At 49.9% G+C, this 26,157-nt stretch carries 29 protein-coding genes; 11 read left to right on the top strand and 18 right to left on the bottom strand.

Features of this window, described 5'->3' with window-relative positions; all coding sequences use genetic code 11:
• Positions 1-17 precede the first annotated feature (17 nt).
• On the bottom strand, positions 18-1,157 hold the full coding sequence (locus FEK30_RS12035; RefSeq protein ID WP_168191147.1) for a hybrid sensor histidine kinase/response regulator: 1,140 nt from the start codon (positions 1,155-1,157) through the stop codon (positions 18-20).
• A gap of 226 nt (positions 1,158-1,383) precedes the next feature.
• On the opposite strand from FEK30_RS12035, the gene gcvP reads away from it, so the two are divergent.
• Positions 1,384-4,278: an aminomethyl-transferring glycine dehydrogenase gene (gene gcvP, locus FEK30_RS12040; RefSeq protein WP_168191148.1), complete on the top strand. Its 2,895-nt coding sequence runs from the start codon at positions 1,384-1,386 to the stop codon at positions 4,276-4,278.
• Between the two features lie 145 nt (positions 4,279-4,423).
• Here the strand turns inward: gcvP and FEK30_RS12045 are convergent, their stop codons facing one another.
• Entirely contained in the window at positions 4,424-5,272 is an 849-nt protein-coding gene (locus FEK30_RS12045) for an alpha/beta fold hydrolase (protein WP_138073319.1), read from the bottom strand.
• 11 nt (positions 5,273-5,283) lie between these two features.
• Complete coding sequence (locus FEK30_RS12050; RefSeq protein ID WP_012307165.1) at positions 5,284-5,529, bottom strand: hypothetical protein; 246 nt, start codon at positions 5,527-5,529, stop codon at positions 5,284-5,286.
• A 151-nt stretch (positions 5,530-5,680) separates the two neighbouring features.
• Between FEK30_RS12050 and FEK30_RS12055 the strand changes: the two genes are divergently transcribed.
• From FEK30_RS12055 to FEK30_RS12085, 7 genes are all read left to right on the top strand, one after another.
• Positions 5,681-6,280 carry a MiaE family protein gene (locus FEK30_RS12055; protein ID WP_138073320.1) on the top strand — a complete coding sequence of 200 codons (600 nt, stop codon included), beginning with the start codon at positions 5,681-5,683 and terminating at the stop codon, positions 6,278-6,280.
• A gap of 39 nt (positions 6,281-6,319) precedes the next feature.
• On the top strand, positions 6,320-6,526 hold the full coding sequence (locus FEK30_RS12060) for a hypothetical protein (RefSeq protein ID WP_012307167.1): 207 nt from the start codon (positions 6,320-6,322) through the stop codon (positions 6,524-6,526).
• A 13-nt stretch (positions 6,527-6,539) separates the two neighbouring features.
• A complete protein-coding gene (locus tag FEK30_RS12065; protein WP_138073321.1) occupies positions 6,540-7,568 on the top strand; it encodes a mannose-1-phosphate guanylyltransferase in 1,029 nt (342 codons plus the stop codon).
• Positions 7,568-8,278: a lipoate--protein ligase family protein gene (locus FEK30_RS12070; RefSeq protein ID WP_255447878.1), complete on the top strand. Its 711-nt coding sequence runs from the start codon at positions 7,568-7,570 to the stop codon at positions 8,276-8,278. The genes FEK30_RS12065 and FEK30_RS12070 overlap by 1 nt, the downstream gene beginning before the upstream one ends.
• A gap of 53 nt (positions 8,279-8,331) precedes the next feature.
• Entirely contained in the window at positions 8,332-9,036 is a 705-nt protein-coding gene (locus FEK30_RS12075) for a class I SAM-dependent methyltransferase (RefSeq protein WP_138073322.1), read from the top strand.
• A gap of 57 nt (positions 9,037-9,093) precedes the next feature.
• Entirely contained in the window at positions 9,094-10,521 is a 1,428-nt protein-coding gene (locus tag FEK30_RS12080; RefSeq protein ID WP_138073323.1) for a hypothetical protein, read from the top strand.
• Between the two features lie 74 nt (positions 10,522-10,595).
• A complete protein-coding gene (locus FEK30_RS12085) occupies positions 10,596-11,459 on the top strand; it encodes an NAD(P)-dependent oxidoreductase (RefSeq protein WP_138073324.1) in 864 nt (287 codons plus the stop codon).
• Positions 11,460-11,559: 100 nt separating this feature from the next.
• Here the strand turns inward: FEK30_RS12085 and psbC are convergent, their stop codons facing one another.
• The 7 genes from psbC to FEK30_RS12120 form a co-directional block, all read right to left on the bottom strand.
• Positions 11,560-12,942 (bottom strand): photosystem II reaction center protein CP43, encoded by a 1,383-nt coding sequence (psbC, locus tag FEK30_RS12090; RefSeq protein WP_030008145.1) that lies wholly within the window; start codon positions 12,940-12,942, stop codon positions 11,560-11,562.
• Positions 12,926-13,984 (bottom strand): photosystem II D2 protein (photosystem q(a) protein), encoded by a 1,059-nt coding sequence (gene psbD, locus FEK30_RS12095; RefSeq protein ID WP_012307174.1) that lies wholly within the window; start codon positions 13,982-13,984, stop codon positions 12,926-12,928. The genes psbC and psbD overlap by 17 nt, the downstream gene beginning before the upstream one ends.
• A 314-nt stretch (positions 13,985-14,298) precedes the next feature.
• Positions 14,299-14,856 (bottom strand): bifunctional adenosylcobinamide kinase/adenosylcobinamide-phosphate guanylyltransferase, encoded by a 558-nt coding sequence (gene cobU / locus FEK30_RS12100; RefSeq protein ID WP_138073810.1) that lies wholly within the window; start codon positions 14,854-14,856, stop codon positions 14,299-14,301.
• A 39-nt stretch (positions 14,857-14,895) separates the two neighbouring features.
• Positions 14,896-15,768, bottom strand: a complete 873-nt coding sequence (lgt, locus tag FEK30_RS12105) for a prolipoprotein diacylglyceryl transferase (RefSeq protein WP_062436594.1) — start codon at positions 15,766-15,768, stop codon at positions 14,896-14,898.
• A complete protein-coding gene (gene queF, locus FEK30_RS12110; protein WP_062434213.1) occupies positions 15,768-16,169 on the bottom strand; it encodes a preQ(1) synthase in 402 nt (133 codons plus the stop codon). The genes lgt and queF overlap by 1 nt, the downstream gene beginning before the upstream one ends.
• Positions 16,170-16,318: 149 nt before the next feature.
• Positions 16,319-16,612, bottom strand: coding sequence for an Asp-tRNA(Asn)/Glu-tRNA(Gln) amidotransferase subunit GatC (gene gatC, locus FEK30_RS12115; RefSeq protein WP_099238560.1), 294 nt, complete (start codon positions 16,610-16,612; stop codon positions 16,319-16,321).
• A gap of 52 nt (positions 16,613-16,664) precedes the next feature.
• Positions 16,665-17,186 (bottom strand): photosystem I assembly protein Ycf3, encoded by a 522-nt coding sequence (locus FEK30_RS12120; protein WP_099238558.1) that lies wholly within the window; start codon positions 17,184-17,186, stop codon positions 16,665-16,667.
• A 68-nt stretch (positions 17,187-17,254) separates the two neighbouring features.
• On the opposite strand from FEK30_RS12120, the gene holA reads away from it, so the two are divergent.
• Both holA and FEK30_RS12130 read left to right on the top strand, forming a co-directional pair.
• Positions 17,255-18,235, top strand: coding sequence for a DNA polymerase III subunit delta (gene holA, locus FEK30_RS12125; RefSeq protein ID WP_138073325.1), 981 nt, complete (start codon positions 17,255-17,257; stop codon positions 18,233-18,235).
• A 120-nt stretch (positions 18,236-18,355) separates the two neighbouring features.
• Positions 18,356-18,838, top strand: coding sequence for a DUF4168 domain-containing protein (locus tag FEK30_RS12130; protein ID WP_012307182.1), 483 nt, complete (start codon positions 18,356-18,358; stop codon positions 18,836-18,838).
• Positions 18,839-18,974: 136 nt separating this feature from the next.
• Here the strand turns inward: FEK30_RS12130 and FEK30_RS12135 are convergent, their stop codons facing one another.
• The 4 genes from FEK30_RS12135 to thyD all read right to left on the bottom strand — a co-directional run bounded on the left by FEK30_RS12135 (position 18,975) and on the right by thyD (position 21,791).
• Positions 18,975-19,844: a M48 family metallopeptidase gene (locus FEK30_RS12135; RefSeq protein ID WP_030007031.1), complete on the bottom strand. Its 870-nt coding sequence runs from the start codon at positions 19,842-19,844 to the stop codon at positions 18,975-18,977.
• Between the two features lie 136 nt (positions 19,845-19,980).
• Entirely contained in the window at positions 19,981-20,223 is a 243-nt protein-coding gene (locus tag FEK30_RS12140) for a hypothetical protein (RefSeq protein ID WP_255447879.1), read from the bottom strand.
• A gap of 274 nt (positions 20,224-20,497) precedes the next feature.
• On the bottom strand, positions 20,498-20,782 hold the full coding sequence (locus tag FEK30_RS12145; RefSeq protein WP_138073327.1) for a DUF2470 domain-containing protein: 285 nt from the start codon (positions 20,780-20,782) through the stop codon (positions 20,498-20,500).
• Positions 20,783-20,867: 85 nt separating this feature from the next.
• Positions 20,868-21,791 (bottom strand): thylakoid membrane protein ThyD, encoded by a 924-nt coding sequence (gene thyD / locus FEK30_RS12150; RefSeq protein WP_138073328.1) that lies wholly within the window; start codon positions 21,789-21,791, stop codon positions 20,868-20,870.
• Between the two features lie 147 nt (positions 21,792-21,938).
• On the opposite strand from thyD, the gene FEK30_RS12155 reads away from it, so the two are divergent.
• A complete protein-coding gene (locus FEK30_RS12155) occupies positions 21,939-22,439 on the top strand; it encodes an HNH endonuclease (protein ID WP_012307187.1) in 501 nt (166 codons plus the stop codon).
• Positions 22,440-22,450: 11 nt separating this feature from the next.
• Here the strand turns inward: FEK30_RS12155 and FEK30_RS12160 are convergent, their stop codons facing one another.
• The 4 genes from FEK30_RS12160 to FEK30_RS12175 form a co-directional block, all read right to left on the bottom strand.
• Positions 22,451-23,713: an efflux RND transporter periplasmic adaptor subunit gene (locus FEK30_RS12160; protein ID WP_012307188.1), complete on the bottom strand. Its 1,263-nt coding sequence runs from the start codon at positions 23,711-23,713 to the stop codon at positions 22,451-22,453.
• A gap of 57 nt (positions 23,714-23,770) precedes the next feature.
• Positions 23,771-24,988, bottom strand: a complete 1,218-nt coding sequence (locus tag FEK30_RS12165; protein WP_223209912.1) for an AI-2E family transporter — start codon at positions 24,986-24,988, stop codon at positions 23,771-23,773.
• A 60-nt stretch (positions 24,989-25,048) separates the two neighbouring features.
• The gene (locus FEK30_RS12170) at positions 25,049-25,249 is read right to left on the bottom strand and encodes a hypothetical protein (RefSeq protein ID WP_138073329.1); all 201 of its coding nucleotides are present in this window, start codon (positions 25,247-25,249) and stop codon (positions 25,049-25,051) included.
• 85 nt (positions 25,250-25,334) lie between these two features.
• Positions 25,335-25,844: a response regulator gene (locus FEK30_RS12175; protein ID WP_045441939.1), complete on the bottom strand. Its 510-nt coding sequence runs from the start codon at positions 25,842-25,844 to the stop codon at positions 25,335-25,337.
• Between the last annotated feature and the right edge of the window lie 313 nt (positions 25,845-26,157).

Here is a 26,157-nt window from a genome sequence, read left to right on the forward strand (position 1 = left end):
AAAAATAACAGCGGGCACTAACTGAGGCGGTTTTCTGTCGGAATTTGTTCCGAAGTCGCAGTCGGAAATGTGACAATCACCGTGGTTCCTGTCCCTACAGTACTCTTAATCGTCACCGTCCCATTATAAATTTTTGCGATCCGTTCGGCGATCGCCAATCCGAGACCAGACCCCTGCTGCTCATACTGTTGACGGTCAAACTGCATATAGGCCCCCAAGGCCCGAATCTGCTCTGGGCTCATGCCACGACCATGGTCTTTGATCGCTAACTGCCATACATTGCCATTGATCCGACTCTTCAGCAGAATGCGTTTCTGGGTTTGGGAAGTGTGCTCCGAAAATTTAAACGCATTATCGACAATTTCCTGCACCAGGGTAACAAGCCACTTCTCTGAGATTGCAACCTTCGCCGCACATAACTCCAGCTTCAAGTCCTCTGGTCGCTGGTATTGTTTGGCAATTTGTCGGGCCAAAGTAGTGATGAGCGTGTCACTTTTCTCGGTGACAGGGCTATACCAGAGGTGAAAATCATCGGGATCGTGGGTGGCTAAATCGAGCTTGGTGTATAGCAAGAACTTTTGGATTAAATTATGGAGGCGACTGGCTGAAATACGAATGCTCTCACTAATTTCTCGGATTTCTTGGCGGTCTAGGGTTTCCCAACATTCCCCCAGCAACTCCGCTGAGGTCATGATGCCTTGGAGGGGAGTGCGCAGCTCATGGGGAAGGGCCATGGTTAAATTGCGTCGCAGTTGCTCTAACTGTTGCGCTGAATGTTGGGCGAGACCCTGACGGCGACTGAGGCGTCCCCGGATCGCATTGAGCAGTTCCTGACGGGTAAAGGGCTTGGGAATGTAGTCATCGGCCCCTAGATCCATCCCTTGGCGTTGGGCAGAACGGGAAGCGCGGGCTGACAGAAAAATAAACGGAATAGTGGTGGTGGTTGAGTTGCTATGGAGTGCTTTGAGAACACCGTACCCGTCTAATCGCGGTAAATTTACATCGCAAATAATGAGATCGGGGAGCTGCGCATAGGCCGTTTCTAAGCCGATTTGCCCATCGGTCGCTGTGATTACAGCAAACCCTTCGACGGTTAAAATGTCCCGCAAAATATTTAAAACACTGAGTTCATCTTCAATGACTAAAATGGTCGCCACAAAGTGTAGAACCTCCATCGGATGAGCGTTGAGGGAAAAGGGTATGGCCTAGGGCCCACAGTCCCGCCCGGAGAGACATTAGGGACATGGGGTGGGCGACCTTACGCTGGGGTTGGGGGATGTTGTGATGGGAAATCTTAGGTTGGAGAACCACATCAGCAGCCCGTGGGGGGTGATTTTTCCCTATTATGATAAGTGCTTAAGCCTGCTTTTTTCTGGTGATTTCATGGTTAATTTGCAACAGTTGCCGCCGCGTTCTCATGCTCCTGAGGATCATTCTTTTGCTCGCCGTCACATTGGTCTTAGTGATGGGGCAATGGCAAAAATGCTGGCATTTTTAGGGTATGACGCGTTGGAGACCTTGATTGATCAAGCGGTTCCCGCCAAGATTCGCCAAAAATTAGCAATGAATTTACCCGCCGCGAAGGGGGAACAAGAGGCTTTACACACCCTGGCGGCGATCGCCAACCAAAATCAGGTTTACAAAAATTTCATCGGCATGGGCTATTACGACTGTGTGACCCCGCCCGTGATTCAGCGCAACATTTTAGAAAATCCGGGTTGGTACACGGCTTACACGCCCTATCAAGCGGAAATTGCCCAAGGTCGTCTAGAGGCGTTGTTAAATTTCCAGACGATGGTGATCGAGTTGACGGGGCTGGAGATTGCCAATGCGTCGTTGTTGGATGAGGGGACAGCGGCGGCGGAGGCGATGGCGATGAGCTATGGACTCTGTAAAAAGAAGCAGGTGAATACGTTTTTTGTGTCGGAATTGTGCCATCCGCAAACGATTGAGGTGGTGCGGACACGGGCGATTCCCCTAGACATTCAGGTGATCGTTGGTGATCATCGCACCTTTGAGATGACTGATGCTGTGTTTGGGGTGTTGCTGCAATATCCGGCGACGAATGGGGCAATTTTTGATTATCGTGACTTTATCCAACAAGCTCACGACCAAAAGGCGATCGCCACGGTGGCAGCGGATTTATTGAGTTTATGTGTCCTCACGCCACCGGGAGAAATGGGCGCAGATATTGCGGTGGGAACGAGTCAACGGTTTGGGGTTCCCCTCGGTTATGGTGGGCCTCACGCGGCTTATTTTGCGACGAAAGAAAAATATCAACGGCAAATTCCGGGGCGCATCGTCGGCGTCTCAAAGGATAGTCAGGGTCAACCCGCTTTACGGCTAGCATTGCAAACCCGTGAACAGCACATCCGGCGAGACAAGGCGACCAGTAATATTTGTACGGCGCAGGTGCTGCTGGCGGTGATGGCTTCGATGTATGGGGTCTACCACGGGGCTGAAGGGCTAAAGGCGATCACCACCCAAGTGCAGCAACACACGCAAATCTTGGCGACGGGGTTAGATAAACTCGGTTTTGCGTCCAATCAAGAACCAATTTTTGACACGCTTAAAGTTCAAACCACGGCAGAGCAAGCGCAAGCCATTCGTCAACGCGCCGAGGCACAGGGCTATAATTTCCGCTACTTTGCGGACGGTAATATCGGCATCAGTTGCGATGAAACCACGGTCGCCAGCGAGATTGAAACCATTTGGGCAATTTTTGGCGATGCCGAAATTCCCTTTACCTACACCCAGCTTGCCCGGAATTTTACGCCGAACTTCCCTGAAACGCTCCGCCGTACCAGTGACTTTTTAACGGATCCCGTATTCAATCGCTATCGTTCCGAAACGGAGTTGCTACGCTACATTCACCACCTCCAGAGCAAAGATTTATCGCTGACCACCTCGATGATTCCGTTGGGTTCCTGCACGATGAAACTCAACGCGACGGCGGAAATGATGCCGGTCACCTGGGCAAGTTTTGGCAAAATGCATCCCTTTGCGCCCCGCAGCCAAACCAAGGGCTACCAGCAAATGTGCGACCAGTTGGCGCATTGGCTGGCTGAAATCACTGGATTTGCGGGGGTTTCCCTCCAACCCAATGCTGGCTCCCAAGGGGAATATGCAGGGTTACAGGTGATCCGTCAGTACCACATCAAAAACGGCGATCGCCAGCGGAATATTTGTCTGATTCCCGAATCCGCCCACGGCACAAACCCGGCCAGTGCAGTGATGTGTGGTTTTAAGGTGATCCCGATTAAATGTTGCAGTAGCCAAGGGGATATTGAACTAGAGGATCTCAAAGCTAAAGCCGAAAAATACAAAGAGAATCTCGCCGCGTTAATGGTCACCTATCCCTCGACCCACGGGGTTTTTGAGGTGGGAATCAAAGACATCTGCCAAGTGATCCATGACAACGGCGGCCAGGTGTACCTCGATGGCGCAAACATGAATGCGATGGTGGGCATTTGTCGGCCCGGAGATTTCGGTGCGGATGTTTGTCACCTGAATTTACATAAAACCTTCTGTATTCCCCACGGTGGCGGGGGGCCTGGGGTTGGCCCGATTGGTGTCGCCGCCCATCTCGTCCCCTATCTGCCCAAGACCAATTTAGACGGGAATACCGACAATATTGGCTTAATTTCGGCAGCTCCTTTTGGGAGTGCGAGTATTCTGCCGATCTCTTGGATGTACATCGCCATGATGGGAACAGCCGGTTTAACGAAAGCGACAAAAGCGGCGATTCTCAGTGCCAACTACATCGCCAAACGCTTGGATGACCATTATCCGGTGTTGTTTAAAGGAACCAATGGTTGCGTTGCCCATGAATGCATTATCGACCTGCGGGATCTGCGAAAATCGGCAGACATTACGGTGGAGGATGTGGCAAAACGTTTGATGGATTATGGTTTCCATGCGCCGACAATCTCTTGGCCTGTGGCGGGGACGATGATGATCGAACCCACTGAAAGTGAATCTTTAGAGGAGTTAGACCGTTTCTGTGAGGCGATGATTGCGATTCGGGAGGAAATTCGCCTGATTGAAGCGGGCAAAATTTCTAAGGAAGATAATCCGGTGAAAAATGCGCCCCATACGGCAGAGTCGGTTATTTGTGGCGAATGGAGTCATCCCTATTCCCGTGAGGTGGCGGCCTATCCTGCCTCTTGGTTGAAACAGCATAAGTTCTGGGCGACGGTGGGCCGGATTGATAATGCCTATGGGGACAGAAATTTGGTCTGCTCCTGTGAGGGGATGGAGGCATACAAGGAAAGTTAGTTGCTCCTGTTAGTCGGGGTTGACGCTGGTGAACCCCTGCTACGATTAGGGGCGATCGCCTTTTGGATTGGATATTTACTCCCAAAATTAATGACACATCATATTTTCATCGCCGAAAAGATCACGATGGTCTGGTGTGAGATATCTATAAACTTCTAGAGAGAAAATTGGCGATCGCCTGATTAAAGGCTTCCGGTTCGACCATGTGGGCCCAGTGGTTGCCAGGGACTTTTTGCCATTGGAGATTCGTTAAATATTGACGGTAGGGCTTGAGCTGGAATTCGAGGCGATTTAACCCTCCCTCTGGCTGCACAAACAGGCTCGGCATCCCTAGGGGTTGTGTGAGGCCATTGACCCGGAGAATATCGAGGAAAATTTCGTCACAGGCGCGTTTCACGAATTTGCTTGTCCAGGTGCCGTCGGGATTTTCCAGAAAGCTTTCCCGACAAATCGCCTGTTGCCACTCGTTCCAGCCGCGATATTGCTTCAGTTTTTTGGCGATCGCCTCGGCCTGGTGATAGCTCTCGAATTGGCCCAACAGTTTTAAAAAGGGCAGCACCTGGTAGCCAATGGGGAAGGTGTAGCGCCACCAGAGGGGCAGTTGTCCCATAAAAAACGGATCAGCGAGAATCAAACTTTTCACTTTCTCAGGATTTTGGGTTGCCCAAACAGCAGCAATTTTTGCCCCCCAACTGTGGCCGAGGAGATTCACCTGCGACCAGCCGAAATGCTGACAAATGCCGTCCAGATCAGCGTTGTAATCGGCGAAAGTATAACCCGTTTCCGGTTTGCCACTGTCCCCATGACCCCGCAGATCCAGGGCAACCACATGGTATTTTTCCCCTAGACTTTCCCCCAAGCTGGCCCACACCAAACCATGATCCGCAAGGCCATGGAGGAGCACAACGGGTTCACCGCCGGGATGCCATTCGTAATAGCTCAAGGGGAGGCCGTTAATTGCCGCAGTATGCTTCTTTGGGGGAATAAAAGTCATGGTAAAAAAGTCTAAGATTCTGCTTTGTCGTCGCTGTTATTGCGGGGAAAGCCACCAATCAGGCCACTTTCGATCATCAGCCCTAGGCCAGCATTGACGACAATTAGGCTCACCGTCCCCCACCAAAACCAGGGTTCCCCATTAATGCGACGGGTAATCGATTCCCCCAGGAGACAGAGGCCAAAGGGAAACATCAAAACCCCAATCTGGGCGGTGATGTACCAGGTCAATTTGTTTTTTCTGACATTAAAATTCATGGGCGATCGCCTTTGCTACGGTAAATTTTGCTCCAAAAATTATAAAGAGTTGTGGCCGTTCTCGCAGGAAACTTGCTCTCGATAGCAGCTATTCTGCATCGGGCTTGGGGAAACTATATACTGTTGAGTTGTCCGCCATCTCCCCAAATCTATGACTGCTGCGACTTTACCCCGGATCAAGTTTCTCCAGGAGCCGACCCGCCCGGAATGGATCGAACTCGCCCTCGCTAATTTGGATACGATTTTGCTGGATCACTCCCACTGTGAACGGAAAGCGGCAGGGGTCGCCCTCAATATGATGTTCCGGTATCCGTCGGCGGTGGAACTGGTGAAAGCATTAACGGCGATCGCCAAGGAAGAATTAGAGCATTTCGAGCTGGTGAACCAGTGGCTAGAACGGAAAAATATTCCCCTCGCGCCGTTGAATGCGCCCCCCTATGGCGGCCAGTTGCGCAAATTGATCCGACCCCAGGAACCGGAACGGCTGTTGGATTCGTTGTTAATTTCAGCGTTAATCGAAGCCCGCTCCCACGAACGTCTGGGCCTGTTGGGGGAACATTGCCCGGAGCCGGATTTGGCAAAATTTTATCGGGGATTGATGGCCTCGGAAGCGCGGCATTATGGGGCTTACTGGGTATTGGCAACAACTTATTACGAGCAAGATTTAGTCAATCAGCGGCTTGAGGAATTGGCGATCGCCGAAAGTGAAATTCTCTCGACCCTCCACCCGGAACCCCGGATCCATAGCTAGAATCAACGGCAACGGTATTTACCAAGGGAATTTTGCAGGATGGATCGGGATACAAAATTTATTTTGCTGGTTTTGGGCTTGCCCGTGGCGGGGCTGGTTTACTGTGGCCTCATTATTGCCCTAATGATCAGCCAGCCCTTTGTGCGGGCAAATTCCCTCTGGTTTGGCTTTTTATTTTTCTTGATCCCCTTTACCATTGCTGCTGTAACCTGGATTCGCGCTTCGGCGAAGGCCTACCGTAATTAAGCACTCCCAACCTATGACTTTCATCCCCGTAATTTTGGCTGGTGGCAAGGGCGAACGTTTTTGGCCCCTCAGTCGTCAAGACCGCCCGAAACAGTTCCTCAGCCTCGATGGGTCTGGGGTGAGTTTGCTCCAAGCGACGGCAAATCGTTTAGTTTCCCAGGACAATTGGACAGATCTCTGGGTGATTACGGCGGCGCAAATTGCGGATCTGGTGCGGGAACAACTGCCCCAACTGCCCCAGCGTAATATTTTGGTAGAACCAGAACGACGGGATACGGCCGCGGCGATCGCCTGGACTTGTTTAGAGTTGGCGCAATACTACCCAGAGGATACGGTCGTTGCTTTTTTCCCGGCGGATCATTGGATTGGCGACCCAGATAAATTCCGGGCAACCCTCGACCAAGCGGCGAATTTTGTCAAAGATAAATTGGCGATCGCCACCATCGGTATCAAACCGGACTATCCCGCCACGGGTTATGGTTATATCGAGCAGGGGGAAGCGGTTGAAACGGGCATTTTCAAGGTGAATCAGTTCTACGAAAAACCCGGTACGGCTGTGGCGAAATCTTTTTTGGAAACGGGCAAATTTAGCTGGAATAGCGGGATTTTTCTCTTTTCGATCCGCACGGTACTCCAGGAACTCGCTAGCTACGCCCCGGAGATCCTAGAACCGCTTCAAAATCAAGGCATCGACGCCTACAATAGCTTGCCGAAAATTAGCATCGACTATGCCCTGATGGAAAAAACGGCCCATGCCTATGTGTTGCCCGCAGAATTCGGTTGGGATGATCTGGGGGATTGGCGATCGCTCGAAAGATTGTTACCCCCCGATGCGGTGACGAATGTTTGTGTGGGGAATCACCATGCCTTCGAGACAGAACGGGCGATTGTCTACAGTGACAACCCCGACGAAACGGTAGTAACCCTAGGAGTTGCAGACGTGGTGGTGGTGCGCCAGGGGGATGTGACTTTGATTGTGGATAAGCACCGCACCCAGGATATTAAAAAAATCCTCGGCTATCTCCCGAAAAATCTTTTGTAATGGCTGGAGTCTGGCACTATATTCCGCCCATCGAAGCGTCTGGGGAAACCCAAATGGCGATCGATGCCTGGCTTTTGGATCAGCATCTCCAGGGCAAAATCCCCTCAGTGCTGCGGTTTTACACCTGGCAGCCTGTGGCGATTTCTCTCGGCTACCATCAGCGCAAATATCCCGATTTTTGGGAAAATTTGACCTACAAAGGCAAAAAAATTGATCTAGTGCGGCGGCCCAGTGGCGGTCGGGCGGTGCTTCATCAGGGAGATCTCACCTACGCGATTATTACGTCTGGGTTAAAAGGCGATCGCCAAACAAACTACGAAACCCTCTGCCAATTTCTCATTGCTGGGTTTGGGGAATTGGGAATTCCTTTAAGCTATGGCCACCAGCAACGGAATTATGGGTATTTTGATAGCTGTTTTCGCACCCATACCAAGGCAGATTTGGTAACGGAATCTGGTTATAAACTGATTGGATCAGCACAATTACGTCGCCAAGGGGCAATTTTGCAGCACGGCTCGATTCGTCTAAATCCCGATCCAAAACTATATGAAAAAGTTTTTGGCGAGCCTCTAATCCCCGGTCTTACGTTTGTGGCCGATGACATCCAAAACATGATCAATACCCTCTGCCAGCAACTACAACTCAGCCTTAATCTCTGCCTTGTTGAAACTGACTTTATCCCCCAACTTGCGATGACGGATTCCCTGTAGATTGCGACTTGTACAATGGAATGGTTTGAATTTTCTAAACTTCGGGGCGGCCCATGTTTTCCCAGTTACCCACCGACAACCGCGAATTAAATTGGTTTACCCTCACGGAGGCGATCGCCAAACGTTTCGACGCAGAATATCAAAACCAAAAACCCGATCTCCCCGACGAAGTACAAGCCCTGCCCATTTTCCTTGACTGGCAATCCGGCAAGCTCCAGAACCGCGTTACCTCGAAATTTTGGGAACTGGCCCAACCGAAAAAAAACCAAGCTTGCCTCGATCTCGGTTGCGGAATCAGCTTTTTGATCTATCCTTGGCGCGACTGGAATGCCTATTTTTATGGCCAAGACATCAGTAAAGTTGCCACAGAAATCCTCCAATCCCGCGCCCCCCAGCTCAATTCCAAACTGTTTAAAGGTATCTCGAACAAACCCGCCCATCACCTCGAAAGCTATCAGGACAGTTTTTTCGATTTGGCGATCGCCACCGGATTTAGCTGTTACTATCCCCTGGAATATTGGGAGACCGTGTTAGAGCAAGTCCGGCGTGTCCTCAAACCAGGTGGCTTTTTTGTCTTTGATGTGATTGACCCAAGCCAAGATATGGCTGAAGACTGGTCAATCCTGGAAACCTACCTGGGCGCGGAAGTATTCCTCGAAGACCTAAGCGACTGGCAAGGCCTGATCAAAAAATCCGGGGCCAAAATCGTCAAAGAACAATCGGGCGAACTGTTTCACCTCTATAAAATTCGCTGGTAAAGCTATTCTTCTGATTGGATGTTGGCGGTTTGTCAGGTCAGTGAGAAGATAAAAAGCGTGGCTTATCAAGGACTGTGGGAAATGTTTAAGCGGATTATTCTCCTCGTTGTTTTGGCATTGGGCCTGTGGAGTTGTGGCGATCGCCTCGATGCCCGCCTTGCCAGTGATCTCAATCGCGAACCGACGCCCGTCACCACCCAAGCCCTCACAGAAGTGGCGACGCCCAGCCTAATTACCGAACTGCGCCAAGAATTAGACCAGTACCAACCCCAGGTCAAAATTCTCAGTCCCCGTCCCGACGAAACCTTTAACAGCACCACTATCGACGTCCAACTCCAGGTCAATGACCTACCCATTTTCAAGGACGAAGAACTAGGCATGGGGCCGCACATTCACCTCTTTGTCGATGACCAGCCCTACATTGCCGTCTACGACACCAGCAAACCCGTCACCCTCGAAAACCTCAGTCCCGGTAGCCACCTGATCCGCGCCTTTGCTTCCCGTCCTTGGCACGAAAGCTTTAAAAACGAAGGTGCCTATGCCGAAACTACTTTTAATATCTTCACCAAAAGTAATAACAATATTCCTGATTTCCAACAGCCCCTCCTCACCTATAGCCGCCCCCAGGGAACCTATGGTGCTGAGCCGATCATGTTGGATTTTTATCTGACCAATGCCCCACTGCACTTCATTGCCCAGGCCGACAATAGTGATGATGTGAATGACTGGCGTATCCGGATCACCATCAATGGTGAGAGCTTTATTCTCGATGACTGGCATCCCATTTACCTCGAAGGCTTCAAGAAAGGCGAAAACTGGCTCAAGCTAGAATTTATCGATGACCAAGGGGAACTGTTAGAAAATACCTACAATAGCCCTGTCCGCGTCATCAACTACGATCCGAAGCTCAACGATACCCTCGCCAAGCTCGTCCAAAACAAACTCTCCCTCAGAACCGCGAAACGCCTCGTCACCACCAAACCTCTTGCGCCCGAAGTCGAAACGGCTGCCCCAGAAGAAACATTAGAGCCAGCACCAACCGTTGTTCCGGAAGTTGATGAAGCGACGCCACCAGCAGAAACAGAAGCGGCTCCTGCCCCAGAAGAAACCTTGCCAACCTTAGAAGAAGAGGTAGTACCAGAAGCAGAATCCAGCCCTTCTCCTGATCTCCCTGAGGCAATGCCAACCGAAGAAGAACCCGCTGCGACCGTTGAGGAGGCAAGCCCGAATCAATCTGAGTCATCTTTGGAAGTTAAGCAACCCGATCTTCCGCCAGAGATTGATGAAGAAGTCGCTCCCACCACAAACACTCCAGAAGTTGAAGACCCGCAACCAACCGCACCGGAATCAGAAGTAGAACCAGAAACATCGTCTCCCCCAGCAACCGCTGAAAGTGCTCCTGAGCCAGAGGTTGAGCCACGCCCCACTGTGCCAGAGTCGGATATTTCCCCAGAGACAGATCCCCTTAAAACAAGGCACAGATGATCTAGAGTCTCCGGAAATTCAGTTGTTCCCGGAGTAACCTAGAGGCGATCTTGATCATCATTGATACTTAAACGATGACGAAAAAAATTGCATTTCTCGGTATGGGGGTCATGGGGGCACCGATGAGCCTCAACCTCCAGAAAAAAGGTTATCAAGTCACTGTGTGGAACCGTTCCGCTGCCAGTCCCCACTTGGCTAGGGTCACCGCCGCAGGTTTGTCTGTTGCGCCGGCGATCGCCACTGCGGTAGATGATGCAGATTACATTTTTAGTTGTGTGAGCGATGTCCCCGACGTGAAATCGGTTCTCCTAGGAGAAGAAGGGGTAATCCACGACGCAAAACCCAATGCCCTAATCATTGATTTCAGCACCATTGGAAAACCGGCGGCCCGGGAAATTGCCAAAACCCTCAAAACAAAAAATCTCCGGTTCCTCGATGCCCCCATCAGTGGCGGGGATGTTGGCGCAGAAAATGGCACCTTGACGATTATGGTCGGGGGCGATCGCCCGGATTTTGACGAAGCCAAACCTTACCTCGAAGCCATGGGAAAAAATATTTATTACTGTGGAGATACAGGCAGTGGTCAAGCCGTGAAAATGTGCAACCAAGTCCTCTGTGCAATCCACATGGTGGCCCTCTGTGAAGCGATTCAGTTGGCTCAATCCCAAGGCCTTGACCCAGATTTAATGATCGAAGTTTGTCAGACTGGGGCGGCTGGTTCCTGGGCGATCGCCAACCTCGGTCACAAAATTACCGCCAGGGATTTTCGACCGGGCTTTATGGTCAAGCACATCATCAAAGACCTCCGCCTAGTCAATGAAAGTCTCTCAGACTTGGAATTACCCGGTGTAACTTTAGCAACCCAAAAATTTAAAGACACCGCCCAGTTAGCTGATGCCCTCGAACAAGGCACCCAAGCCATGTTCCGCTCGTATTGATTCTTCTAAAGCTGGTATGCCCCAAGCAAAAAACTCCTACCCTAGGGCAGGAGTTTTTATTCATGAAACTCAGTAACTAAACTGACGCCTCAACAGATTCTTAGTCGAGTTCGTTCATGTTCAGTACAGGCTCAGTCTCACGGTCAATCCCTTTCTCGAAACCAGCCTCAGCCGCCCGTGCACGACCAGCATGCCACAGGTGACCAACGAGGAAGAAGAAGGAAAGAACAAAGTGAGAACCAGCCAACCACTGACGAAGGTTCACAAAGTTGAAGGAGTTAGGCTCCGTAATAATCCCACCAACAGAGTTAATGGAAGCATTAGGGGCGTGGGTCATGTATTCAGCCGCACGACGAAGCTGCCAAGGCTGAATGTCATTGCGGATTTTATCGAGGTCAAGACCATTGGGGCCACGGAGGGGCTCCAGCCAAGGACCACGGAAATCCCAGAAGCGCATGGTTTCACCACCGAGAATGATTTCACCGGTAGGAGAACGCATCAGGTACTTACCAAGACCAGTGGGACCTTGGGCAGAACCAACGTTCGCACCCATAGATTGGTCACGAGCCAAGAAGATCAAAGCCTGGGACTGGGACGCTTCAGCGTTAGTCGGGCCATAAAATTCACTGGGGTAAGCAGTATTGTTGAACCACACAAAGCAAGTCGCGATGAAGGCCATCAAAGACAGCGCACCGAGACTGTAGGAAAGATAAGCTTCACCAGACCAAACGAGCGCACGACGGGCCCAACCGAAAGGTTTGGTGAGAATGTGCCAGATACCACCAAAGATACAAATCAGACCCACATAGATGTGGCCACCGATAATATCTTCCATGTTGTTGACACCGATCATCCAGCCTTCGCCACCGAAGGGAGCCTTGAACAGATAACCAAAGATTACTGCCGGGTTCAAAGTTGGATTACTGATGATACGCACGTCGCCACCACCAGGGGCCCAGGTGTCGTACACACCACCAAAGAACATCGCTTTAAAGACAAGTAGCAACGCACCACAACCCAGGAGGATGAGGTGATAACCAATGATGTTGGTCATTTGGTTCTTGTCTTTCCAGTCATAGCCAAAGAAGCTGGAATATTCTTCGAGGGTTTCAGGGCCACGGACAGCATGGTAGATACCACCCAGACCGAGAACCGCAGAAGAGATCAGGTGTAATACACCAACGACAAAGTAGGGGAAAGTATCAATAACTTCACCACCAGGGCCGACACCCCAACCAAGGGTTGCGAGGTGAGGCATCAGGATGAAACCCTGCTCGTGCATGGGCTTCTCTGCGACAAAGTGAGCGACTTCAAACAAAGTCATCGCACCAGTCCAGAATACGATAAGGCCAGCATGGGCAACGTGGGCACCCAAGAGCTTACCGGAGAGATTGATCAGGCGGGCATTACCAGCCCACCACGCAAAGCCGGTCGATTCGATATCACGACCACCGGAAATGGGCGCATTAGAGAGCGTTACCACGGGGTAATACCTCCTCAGGGAATACAAATTGTTCGTGAATTTGGTCTTGCGGTGCCATCCATGCACGCATACCTTCGTTCAACAGAATATTCTTCGTGTAGAACGTTTCAAATTCGGGGTCTTCCGCCGCGCGGATTTCCTGGGATACAAAGTCATAGGCCCGTAGGTTCAATGCTAAACCCACAATCCCCACAGAACTCATCCACAAGCCAGTTACAGGCACAAACAGCATGAAGAAGTGCAACCAACGCTTGTTGGAAAACGCAATCCCGAAAATCTGAGACCAGAAACGGTTTGCGGTCACCATCGAGTAGGTTTCTTCTGCCTGGGTCGGCTCAAACGCTCGGAAGGTGTTCGCTTGGTCACTGTCTTCAAACAGGGTATTCTCTACCGTTGCCCCGTGGATCGCACAGAGCAGCGCACCACCGAGAATCCCTGCAACACCCATCATGTGGAAGGGGTTCAGGGTCCAGTTGTGGAAACCTTGTAAGAACAGAATGAAACGGAAGATACCAGCGACACCAAAGCTGGGGGCAAAGAACCAGCTAGACTGACCCAAGGGGTACATCAGGAATACACTGACGAATACCGCGATGGGGCCAGAGAAGGCGATCGCATTGTAGGGGCGGATACCCACCAGACGGGCAATTTCAAACTGACGCAGCATGAAGCCGATCAGACCAAAAGCACCATGGAGGGCAACAAAGCTCCAGAGTCCACCGAGTTGGCACCAACGGGCAAAGTTCCAGTTGGCTTCGGGGCCCCAGAGGAAAAGGAGGGAGTGACCGAGGCTGTCAGCAGGGCTGGATACAGCAACAGTCAGGAAGTTACACCCTTCGAGATAAGAAGATGCTAATCCGTGGGTGTACCAAGAAGTAACGAAGGTGGTACCAGTCAACCAGCCACCGAGAGCCATGAAGGCGCAGGGGAACAGGAGGATACCGGACCAACCGACGAAGACAAATCGATCTCGCTTCAACCAGTCATCGAGGACATCAAACCAGCCTCGTTCCTGGGGCGCGCGTCCGACTGCAATAGTCATAGTTTTTAATTCCTCTTGTCTATATGAATGAACAAGGGTTGGATATTAAATGGCTTACGCTAGTTTCCTTGTTATGGATTCTCCCTGTCAAATGAGCAAAAGCCAATAGGTATAAATCCTATGGTCAGGGGAGTTTCCGAGAATCATGTAAGCGGGTCAACCTTGTGAAATATAGGCTATTTCAGATGGTTAACGTTTCTTAAAATAACACATACTCCATAGGCATATAGCCTTCTGAAGGATTTCATAACCTGAGTGTAAACACTTTTCTTAATATCTAGCAGAGTTTTTGTTACAAAAAGATACAATCAACCTCAGCTGAGGGGCGTTTTTACCGGAGGCAAGGGATGTCCTAGTGTTTTGATATCCAAGGCATGACCACCCACCAATAAATAGACTTGATCGGAAACGAGGCCCACTTCGCGGATCAAACGGCCCAGGCGATCGCGAAATAAGCGTCCTAATGGGTAAGTGGGGACGAGGCCCCAACCCGTTTCTTCGGCGACAAGAATTAGCATCCGTGGGGAATTTTTAATCGCCTCCAAAAATGCTGTGGTGAGCTGGTGCCAAGGAGCAGGCTCTGTTTCTAAATGATTGGCCACCCACAGACCGAGGGAATCTACAAGGATGCAGTGGTCTTCGGGGATATGTCGCATCGCTTCGGTTAGATGGACTGACTCACCCATAAATCCCCAATTTTTCGGGCGGCGATCGCGGTGGTGTTGGATCCGGGCCATCCATTCGGGATCGTCAGGATTTTCAGTGGCCGTCGCAATGTAGGTGACGGGGCGTTGGGACTGGAGTGCAAGGTGTTCGGCCCATTCACTTTTGCCAGAGCGGACAGCGCCCGTAACGAGGATGGTTTGGCCCATGGATAATGTTGTTGTCACTAGAGGAGCAAGGGTAACGGTTTAAGTCTCGGAGTTTTCTGGAATAGCTTCTGCCTCTCGCAATTCCCGCGGCGATCGCACATCGGGTAAGCGTCGTTTTAGAACATATAACCAGACTAATCCCAAAATACCGAGGGCCATTCCTGTCAAACTGACCAATTGGGCGACGCGAATCCCACCAAGCATCAAACTGTCAGTGCGCAAGCCTTCGATCCAGACGCGGCCAGCACTGTAGGCGATCCAGTAGGTCAGGAAAATTGTGCCTGTTTTGAGGCGATCGCCATGGCGCAAACCCCAGAAAAACAAGTAGAGGAGTAACGCAAAAACCCCAAGATTCCAGACAGATTCATAGAGGAAAGTCGGGTGAAAATATTCATATTCCACAAGGTTTAAAGGGCGATTTTGGAGGGGAATATAAAGCTTCCAAGGCAAATCGGTTGGTGCCCCAAAGGCTTCCGAATTGAAAAAATTTCCCCAGCGACCAATGGCTTGCCCCAAAATCAGAGCAGGCGCAATCAAATCCCCCAGTTGCCAAAAAGAAAGGCGATTCAAGCGACAAAAAATTAAGGCCGCAATCACACCGCCAAGGATCGCCCCGTGGATCGCAATGCCCCCTTGCCAGATTGCAATAATATCCTGGGGGCGATCGGCGTAGCTGCGCCATTGAAATAGCACATAATACAGTCGCGCGCAGGGAATCGCCCCAATAATTCCCCAAATGACGTAATCGGCTAGCAACTCCGGTTTAACCCCCCGTCGCTTTGCCAAAAATTGAGAGAGATTCACACCGATCAACACGGCGATCGCGATTAAAAGACCATACCAACGGATTGCAAAATTACCCACCTCAAACAAAATGGGGCCAGGGGATTGGAACTGCCAAGCGAAAATCATCATGCTTGTTCTTTGGTGTGGGTAACTTCAATGACAGTATGCACATTACCACGGGGCTGGTAGTCTCCTTTGATCGTCATTTCGAGGGGATCACAGGCCGCGACCAGGTCATCGAGAATTTGATTAACTGCTTCTTCGTGGGAAATATAGCGATCGCGGTAACTGTTGATGTAAAGCTTGATCGCTTTTAGCTCCACCACTTTCTGATCCGGTACATAGGTAATGTAAATCGTTGCAAAATCCGGATAGCCAGAAAAAGGACATTTACAAGTGTATTCTGGCAGGGTGATGTTAATGGTATAGCGACGTCCGGGACGGGGGTTCGGGAAAGTAATGAGTTCGCCATTTTCAATTTCCCGCTCACCGTACTTTAGGGTTTGCGCTTCTGTGGTCTGGCCCATGGATAAAACCTTAATATTTTTTAAAGAAACCGTATTGTATTGTACAAATTTTTTGGAAGTCCTCGAAAACCTTGAGATTTGTACTAGAGAGACACAAAAAAATCCCCTTACGAGGATTTATAACAGCAAATTAAACTGAATAATTTTACTTATTCACTTTCGCCGAGGATCTTGGGGACTCGGAAATAATCATCTTCGCGGTCTGGGGCATTATCGAGTAAAAGTTGGCGATCGCCGTAAGTTTTTTGTTGATCGGCGCGGGTAATATTACTCACATCAATCGCCCTAGTGGTCGGCTCTACATTGTCCGTATCCAGTTCGCTGAGTTGTTCGACATAGTCTAAAATCGCGCTGAGTTGGGAGGGTAAGCGCTGTTCCTCTTCCGGCGTTAATTCCAAACGTGCTAAATGGGCAACCTTGCGGACCTGTTCAAGATCAATCATGTTTAAATTCTCAATGTAAATGCTTACTTTAAAGTTTCGATCACTAACTCAGTTAGAAAAAGACGTCCATTTCCGAGCGGCCGGTGGTTTTCAGCCAGTTTTGCGCTTCGATGTAGTTGTTCGGCGCGATGCGGATCGCCTGCTTCCAATATTCTGCAGCTTTATCAAAGAGCGCTTCTGATTCGTCTTCATTGCCAGATTGCTTTGCTTTTTCGCCTTGGTAGTGATAGACCACCGCAATATTATTTAGGGCCTGGGGCATCCGGGGATTGAGATCAATGGCTTCGTGGTAGAGTTCTAGGGCTCTGTTGTGATCGCCGTTGCTGGCATAGATCAGGCCCATATTGTAGAGGATATAGCTACGATCATTGGGGTCATCTTCAAGCCTCAGGGCTTCTTCGTAGTTTTCGAGGGCTTCGGAATATTCCCCATCGGCTTGGGCCGACATCCCATCGCGATAATAGGCAAAGGCTTCTTTGGAACGGTTATTGGTGGGCAGAATTTTGAGGATGATATCGGCCATCACCGTAAAGCTTTTGTCGATGAAATTATCGTTGCGCTGTGTTCTGGGCATAATGGTTACGTTGCGAGGGATGCTCTATTTACTTTACCTTGATTTGTTTGTGATTTTAGCGGATTGCGATGGCGGTGTATTTTTTCTGGGGAGAGGATGATTTTGCGATCGCCCAAGCGGTGGATCAGATTAAGCAATCGGTTTTAGATCCAGCATGGCTGTCGTTTAATTTTCAGACCTACGACGGCAGTAAAGAGGAAAGTATTATTGATGCGCTGAACGAGGTAATGACGCCGCCCTTTGGTATGGGAGGACGGTTAGTTTGGCTGAATGAAGCGACGTTGTGCCAATCTTGCTCGGATAGTCTTTTGCAGGAATTGCACCGGACATTACCTGTGGTTCCGGATAGTTCACATCTCCTCATCACCAGTCGAAAAAAACCAGATAAGCGGCTAAAATCGACAAAATTTATCCAGGAACACGCGAAAGTACGGGAGTTTTCGCCGATTCCCCCGTGGCAGACGGAAGCCCTTGCGGATCGGGTCAGAAATACGGCGCGGGAATTGGGGGTGAATTTAGATCGACCAGCAACGGAATTGCTCGGTGAAGCGGTGGGCAATGATACGCGACGGCTCTGGAATGAGTTAGAAAAGCTCAAGATTTATCAGGGGAGCCGGACACAACCGTTAACACAAGTAGAAATTCAGCAACTGGTGGCAGCAACGAACCAAAATAGTTTGCAACTCTGTGAGGCGATCCGGGAAGGCAATGGTGGTTTAGCGATTCAATTGGTGGGGGAACTGTTGGCGCAAAATGAGCCTGCCCTGCGGATTGTGGCGACGTTGATCGGGCAATTCCGGATGTGGACAATTATTAAGGTAATGATCGAGGCTGGGGAACGGGACGATCAGGCGATCGCCAAACTGGCCGATCTCAAGAATCCCAAACGATTATATTTTCTGAAAAAGGAAATTTCCCGGTTGCGGGGTCAGCAACTCCTCAAAACCCTACCGATTTTGCTCGAACTCGAAGCCGGACTGAAACAAGGGGCGATCGCCGAGGAAATTCTCCCGACTAAAATTCTCGAACTCTGTCAGCATTTCCGCTAAACCCTTGCAACCATGGCAGAAAAAAGTTGCCCCCTGGAACTTCCCTCCCTAAAACCTATTCTTTAATATTAAATACGTTTAAAATTTGCCATCGCTGATTTTTATTCCCCATCGGTCATTATGCTTTTACCCCGTCGCTTCCAAGATTATTTGCTGGGCAGTTGCCTTACCCTCAGCGCCCTGGGCTTGGGGCTAGCGCCCCAATTAACCCTCAAACCGGAAATTCTTGGCTGGCAAAATCAGGCGATCGCCCAACAACCGAGCACCGCAGACATTAATCGCTATGCCGAAGCCTATCTGGCGATCTACGGCAATAACAGCATGGATAATCTTTTGCTGGAAGTCGAAAATCTCATTGGCCGCAAACCGGACTGGGAAATTCGCTGCGATCAGCCTCAGAGTATTAACCGTCTCAATAACCGCGCCGCCATTGGGAAAGTGCGTAACTACTGCAACAATGTCTTGCCCAACCTCATTGACGACATTATGCCCCGCAGCACCTTTAATCGCATTAGTAATCAGCTGCCTAATAATCCGACTCTCCAGGAACAAATTCAGGATGCCATGTTCGATATCCTCAAACAAAAACAGGGCGGCCGTTAACTAACTCGCCCGCATATATCGAACAAAATTCCCTTCCCCCAGCACCATGGGGGATTTTTTTTGCTCACAGATATACCCCAAAAAGGCGATCGCCAAGGAAAGCGATCGCCTAAAAACTGAGTTAAAAACCAACCATTTAGAGCAGGGGCGACAGACGACTCCGATAACGTTGCTGATTTAACCCCTCCGCATAGAGCGAACCTTGGGGATTCCCCGAATAACGGGCTGCTTTATTTTGGAGTCGCACAATTCGATCATTGGTGGCTGGGTGGGTACTCAAAAATTCTGGGGGACGACCACCACCACTGTTGGCTGCCATCAACTTTTTCATAAATGAAGCCATCGCCTCTGGGGCATAGCCGACCCGGGTCAACATATTAAACCCAAGATCATCCGCTTCCGTTTCGTCACTGCGACTGTTGGGATAATCAACGGCGATCGCCACCCCCAACTGGACAATCTGACTACTATCCAAGCCCGTCGCCGCCAAAATACCCTGGTTCCGGGCCTGCATTCTCATCTGTTCTAGGGAATGTTTCGCCGCAATATGACCAATTTCATGACCAATCACACTAGCAAGTTCTGCCTCATTAGCGGCGGTTTTAATTAGCCCTGTGTTGATGTAGTTGTACCCCCCCATGGTGGCAAAGGCATTCACGCTGTCATCTTCGACAACAAAGAATTTGTAATTTAAATTTGGGCGTGTGCTTTGACGCGCTAAACGTTGGCCAATTTCGTTGATGTAGCTCACAACCCGCTGATTTTGATAGAGTTTAACCTGGCCGGAACGAGTCAGTTCATTGTGAATTTGTTGACCAAAGTCCTGTTCCTGGGCATCCGAGAGATTGGAAATTTGATAACTCTGCACCCCCCAAATTAGAACGCCCCGCAAAAGATTTTCAAAAAAACCCGCCTGGCTAACGGTGGGTGTCGCAAGGTTGACGCTGATCGCGACAATGCAGGCTAATAGGCCATACATCCAGCGGTTTTTTCGACGATGCAACATGATGCTTGTGTTCCTGTGGCTGTTTTGAATAGGGAAGGTAGATTGGCTAACAAACCGAAGGCTTGTCTTTTTCTATAGTAACCAATCACAATTTTCCGTTATGTTCTCAGACGGTCGCCCCCAGGACTTTAGTTCCTTAATTCATGTTTTGGTAATAGTAAAAGTTAAAGGTTTCAAACATACCGCCGACAAAACCACAGGCGATCGCAATGACTAAGACCCCTTCCCAAATGCGCCCATTGCCAAAAACTTTTAGCACATTCCCAAAGGCATCCGTTAACAATTCAACAGTTACCCCAGGTACCCCAGGGAAAATCCCCACCGCCGCACAGAGGGTCAAAAGTAAACCGCAAACCACCATTGGTGCCAAAAAGCTCATCGTAACGGTGATACACAGTGAAGGAAAAAATCTAGGGGTCGCTTTCATAAGTCAGGGGATCCTTAGGCACAAGCACTCGTTTTCTTTAGGATATGGCGCGTTGAGCTGACTTTAGAGTAGCCAATTAAACGGAATGCATACTGTAAAGGACATGATTCTTAAATTTTTATAAAATTTTGAGATATGTCAGACCACCAAAAAGCCGCCCATCCCCACAGAACGCTTAGGATAGACGGCTTTAGACAAATTATGGTTTAAGTTGCCGGGAGTTTGTTTAGGTGGGATTGCCTTGGGCTGCTTGCATCATTTCCACTAACACAGTGTGGGCCTCCTTAGCATTGGCTAAAGTTTTTGGAAAAGGGATGCGTACCGCTTCTGTGCCGCTGGTATCAGTCACTTCAAGGGCCATCCCCGTTTCATCCAGGGACAACATTTTTGCGGCTTCTGCGCGATGGCACTGGCCAAAATGTTTCGCGTACAAAAGAACCGCGTCGCCATGGTCTTTGTTCATGTGGTTACAAATGCGATCGCTCACGGCGGAGGTAATAATTTCAGACATGGTTTGTAAAAAAATACGATAAATCTTTATCAAAAATGATAGGGTGCCGAACAAAAAAAGTATGGATTGCCAGCCTGTTGAAAGATTAATGTGCCAATAAATCAACCAGGGCAGCTTTGAGATCCGGAAATTTAAACTGGAAGCCAGCCTCTTCGGTTCGTTTGGGTAGCACTTTTTGCCCTTCTAATACGACTTTCGCACCATCGCTGAGGAGTAATTCTAAAACAAAACCCGGTACTGGGAGCCAAGCAGGACGTTTCATTACAGATCCTAGGGTTTGGGCGAGGGTTTCCATGGTGACTGGATTGGGGGCAGTGCCGTTGTAGGTGCCTTGCCAATCGGCTTGGGTAAGGGCCATTTCAATCAAGCTAACGAGATCATCGCGGTGAATCCAAGAAACCCACTGCTTGCCTGTGCCGAGGGGGCCGCCGACAAAGGTATTGAAAGCAAGAATCATCTTGGCGAGGGCTCCTCCTTCTTTGGCGAGGACAATCCCAAACCGGAGAATGACGGTACGAGTGCCGTGGTTTTGGGCTTCTAGGGCCGCCGTTTCCCATGCTTGACAAACGTCTGCGAGGAAGTCGTTACCGGGGGGGCTCGTTTCAGTGTAGATGGCGGTTTCACTGGTGCCGTAATAGCCGACGGCAGAGGGATTAATGAGTACTTGGGGTTTTTGATTGGCTTTGGCGATCGCCTCGACGATTTTTTCTGTCCCTCCCTGGCGACTGTGGCGAATTTCCTGCTTATAGCTTGGTGTCCACCGTTGTTCCGCAATGGGAGCCCCAGCCAGATTCACCACTGCATCATAGCCAGAGATACAGTCCTGCCAGGGGCCTGACTCCGTGGGGGTATAGGCCACAATCTTGAGCTTTGGATAGACAGAAGCCGGAAAAATACCTTGGGCTTTGGCCTCACTGCGGGTCAAGACTAAAAGCTCATGGGCAGGGTACAAACGCTCAACCAAACGTTGCCCCACAAGACCTGTTGCACCAGTAATCGCAATTTTCATTGAAAAAAGTTTAAATCATCAAGGATATACACAAATTGTGGCGTAATGGCCCCAGTGGCGACAACGCCCCCTGTCTTTGAGAGCTGTGCTAGCATAGGCGGAAATATTGAGTCTAGCGTCTTTTTTTACAAAGATTACGGGGAGAATATGGCCAAGGTATTGGTGCTAAATGCCTCTTATGAGCCGCTCAACATTACCAGTTGGCGTCGGGCAGTGGTGCTGTTGCTCAAAGACAAGGCCGAAAGCCTAGAACACAATGGCCGCGTCATTTACCAGAATTTTCCTCTCCCCACCGTCATTCGCCTGCGCCACTACATTAAAGTGCCCTACCGCGAGATTCCCCTCACTCGCAAAAATATTCTGGAACGCGATCGCCACACTTGCCAATATTGCCGTAAGCGCGGCGAGCAACTGACCCTCGACCACATTATTCCGCGATCGCGGGGTGGCGTAGACAGTTGGGAAAACCTCGTTACCGCCTGCATGCGTTGTAATGTTCGTAAGGGCAATCGCACCCCCAAAGAAGCAGAAATGGAGTTACTGATCCAGCCGCGCAAACCCCACAGTAGTCTTTATTTCGAGCTTTTGAAATACACCCGGGATGATCTCAACCACGAATGGCGCAAATATGTGATCGGCATTAACTAAATCCCCACGCTTTACTGGAAGACTTCTTCGGTTTGGGGGAAGACAGGGGTGCCGTCAGTCAAATTGAGAATGCCCGTGGTAATCACCTGTTCCCCGGTGGTTAATCCTTCTAATACTTGGTAGCGATCGCCTTCAATGGCGCCTAACGTGACGGATTTTTGGACGGCAATCAGGGGGGGATCGTTTTCCCCTTGGGCGTCGGGATTGGGGGCAGTGACAAAGACAAAAGTTTCTGCGCCAATGCGGGATACAGCCGTGACAGGCACCGAAACCCCGGTTTGCTGACTCAGAATCAGTTTGGCCTTGACCAGTTGCCCCGTGAAAAGGCGATTGTCAGGGTTATCGAAGCTGGCCTTCGCCAAGATGGTTTGGGAGGTAAAGTCTACTTCCGGGGAAATAAAACTTACTTGACCCCGACCCACGGTTTCGAGGGTGCGATAGTCGATCAGCTCGACGGGGAGGGAGAGACGCAGATCGGGAGCCTGCTCGATGGGCACAAAAAAGTTAAGACTCAGGCGTGTATTTTGGGCAATGGTGGCAATGGTGGCTCCCTGTTCGAGGTAGTCTCCTTGTTGCACGGTTAAGTCACCGATGGTGCCCGCAACGGGGGCTGTCACTTGGGTTTCCCGGAGATCTTCATTGGCGATCGCCACCGTATTGCTTGATTGGCGGAGGGTGGCTTTGGCTTGATTTACACTTGCTTGGGCAGCCTTGATCCGTTGATTGATGGTATTTAGCCGCGCCTTGGCCACCTCTAGATCCCGTTGGCTCTGGTCGAGATCCCGCTGGGGTAAAGCCCCGGTATCCACTAGGCTTTTAATCCGTTGGAGATCCTGTTCTCGGAGTTTTAAGTCGGCTTGGGTCTCTAGTTTTTCTGCATTGACAGCACTGAGTTGGGCTTCGGCATTGGCTTGGGCGGCCCGGGCTGCTTCTACTCCGGCGATCGCCTGTTGCAAAGAAGCCTGACTGCGTTCTGACTTGAGGGTCAAAATGGGCGTTCCTGCCGTGACAGTATCCCCCTCTTGGATTTGAATGGCTTGAATAATGCCGTCTACTTCTGGCTTGAGGGTCACGAGATTATCCGCTTCTAAAACCCCCACGTATTCAGTGGTGGTGGCGAGCAGATCTGAATCTAAGGTTTCAAATTTTACTGGTACTCCCTGGGGAGTTTGGGCTTGGGGCGGTGGCCCACCACAACCACTAAGGCTCACGGCACAGCTGACAACTAGACCTAAGACCACTGGCGATCGCCAATCACTCCGGGACGCACCCATACATTAATTCCTCAACCAGAATAAAATCACTCCTAACAAGGGTACACAAAGTTTCCCTTAACTGGGGGACTCCGGCGGATGATCCGTCGGCAATTCAGGCGGTTTTGCTTCCGGTTCTGCTGCCACGGATTGGCTAGTTTCAATACCCACAATTCCGGAGACCATCGCCAGCACTTGGCCTTCTTCCCTCGCCTGCCAAGGGTCTAAAATATCTTTGATCAATACCTCTCGGACGATCACTTGACCGATAACTGCTAGGGGTAACGCCAAGAACAGCCCCAAAAACCCCAACTGCAATGTCACCGCAAACAAAACCTGGGCCAAAAGCGTTACAGCAGGGAGTAGGGAGACTTGCCGGGCCATTACCCAAGGGGTTAAAACATTTCCCTCTACCTGCTGAATTACGAAGTATAAGATTAAAACTGCCCAGATTTTCCACGGGGCTTCTAACAGAGCAATGAGGATGGGAGGAATCACGCTCAAAGCCGGGCCAATATTCGGAATAAAGGTCAGTAAACCAGCTAAAATCGCCTGGGGTAAGGCCAATGACAGCCCCAAAATCGAAAGACCCACATAGCTCAGGATGCCAATACAAAACATATTGAACATAATGCCTGCGACCCAGCCTTTGAGATCGGCGTCGCAGAGGGTGAGGATTTCGTCTGCCCGACGGCGATAAAAAGAAGGAAACAAACGGATAAATCCCTGGCGATAGGGTTGGGGATCTGCCAGAAACATCAAGGTTAAAACCGTCAGCAGCAAGACATTTAAAAGTACCTTGAGGGAGTCGGAAAATAAACTCCAGCCGCGATTGAGCAGCTCATTGAGCAGGGTCGGGATTTGGGGGATCACCTCATCGAGATTCGGCAGTTGTTCACTGATCGGCAGACCAAAGTTTTCTTCAATTTTGAAAATTTGGGAATCTAACCATTCATCGATTTCATAAAAGCCTGTATTGAGCTTGCTAAACAAAATTTGGAACTGGCCAATAAAAGGCGGAATGACGATGGTGAAGGCGAGCCAGAGGATCAATACCACCATAAACAGGGCGGTAAATACGGCGAAGGAACGCCCCATTCGCAGTAACGGTTGGTTGAAACGGGCCGCAAGGCGATCGCCCCAGGTTTGCAGCTTAATTACCAGCACATTGAGGGCATTAGCCAGGATCACCGCCGTGAGCAACAACAGTAAAAACGCTTTAATTTGCCAGAGAATATACAGGGAACTCAGAAGAACAATGAAGCCGCTCCATTTCCGAAAATCCACGTTACTCACACGCCTCAAGTTAGTGCTGTTGTTTTGATTATGTCTTAGTTTTGACTAACCCTTGCCCTTTTAGGAAGTCTGGGACGTACTCCGCCACCACAAGAGCCCGGCCATCACTATCGCTGGGAGTAAAATTGCCGCCAAAGCACCGCCATTAGATGGGGCGATCGCCGCTAGGTTGAAACCATAGGGCAAACCATACTTGATTAACGCTGCCCCCACCGCCGAAATCACCAACACCTTAACTAAAGAAGAAAGCTGTGCACCCATCGAAATTATTGTCCCTTGATGTTTTCGCCAATGATTATCTAGTCGGCAGTTCAACAAATACGAATATTGGTCAAGTTTAGCGATTCTACTTCAACTTCTGTTTCACGAAATTGACCAACTGCCCCATTTGTTTTCTGAGCAGATCGATTTCCCCTTGGAGAGCATTTACCTTCGCCTGTAACGCCACGATTTCTGCCGCCATTGGATTTCCCGTTGTGCTCGCGCTGAGGGAAGAAGGAGAAACTTCTGGGATTATTTGGGCCTGTTTTTTCGCCTTCGCCATCGCATCTTTGATCGCGTTGATCAGTTGCTTTTGGTCAAAGGGCTTTTCGATGAATGAAAACAGTTCAAAGGGTTCCGGGAGCTTTTCGGTGACTTCTTCCTTGCGGCCAGACATCAGCACTAGGGGGATTGCCTTTAGTTCCGGGCGTTTTTGAATTTCTTGGTATACTTCCCAGCCGCTCATCTTCGGCAGCAGAAAATCCAACATGATCAGATTGGGATGTTCCGTATTGATGAGATTGAAGCCCTCAAGTCCATTCTTGGCCTCAATGACTTCAAAATTCCCCTCTGGCAGCATATCCTTGACCCGCATACGGATCACCTTGCTGTCGTCAATCACTAGGATTTTGTGGGTCACAACATACTCCTTCACAACATAAAATAGCTGGCTGGGTCGTCTCTATGATGGCGTGAGCTTGGTAAAAATTTTAAAAGCTTCAACCAAGATTTACGATCATCTAGAAGTTAAGCGATTGAGTTTTCCTCAGTTTGACATACTCATCGACCTGAAGCCACCGTGACTTTGATCACTGGGTTAGCCCCGTACCTGGGGATGTTGGGTTAACTAGATTTTCAGTAAACTAATTCTAAAAATCCCAGAACTTTCCTCAACAGCGTTTTTATAA

It is taken from the genome of Picosynechococcus sp. PCC 11901 (genome assembly GCF_005577135.1).
Lineage (GTDB): Bacteria > Cyanobacteriota > Cyanobacteriia > Cyanobacteriales > MRBY01 > MRBY01.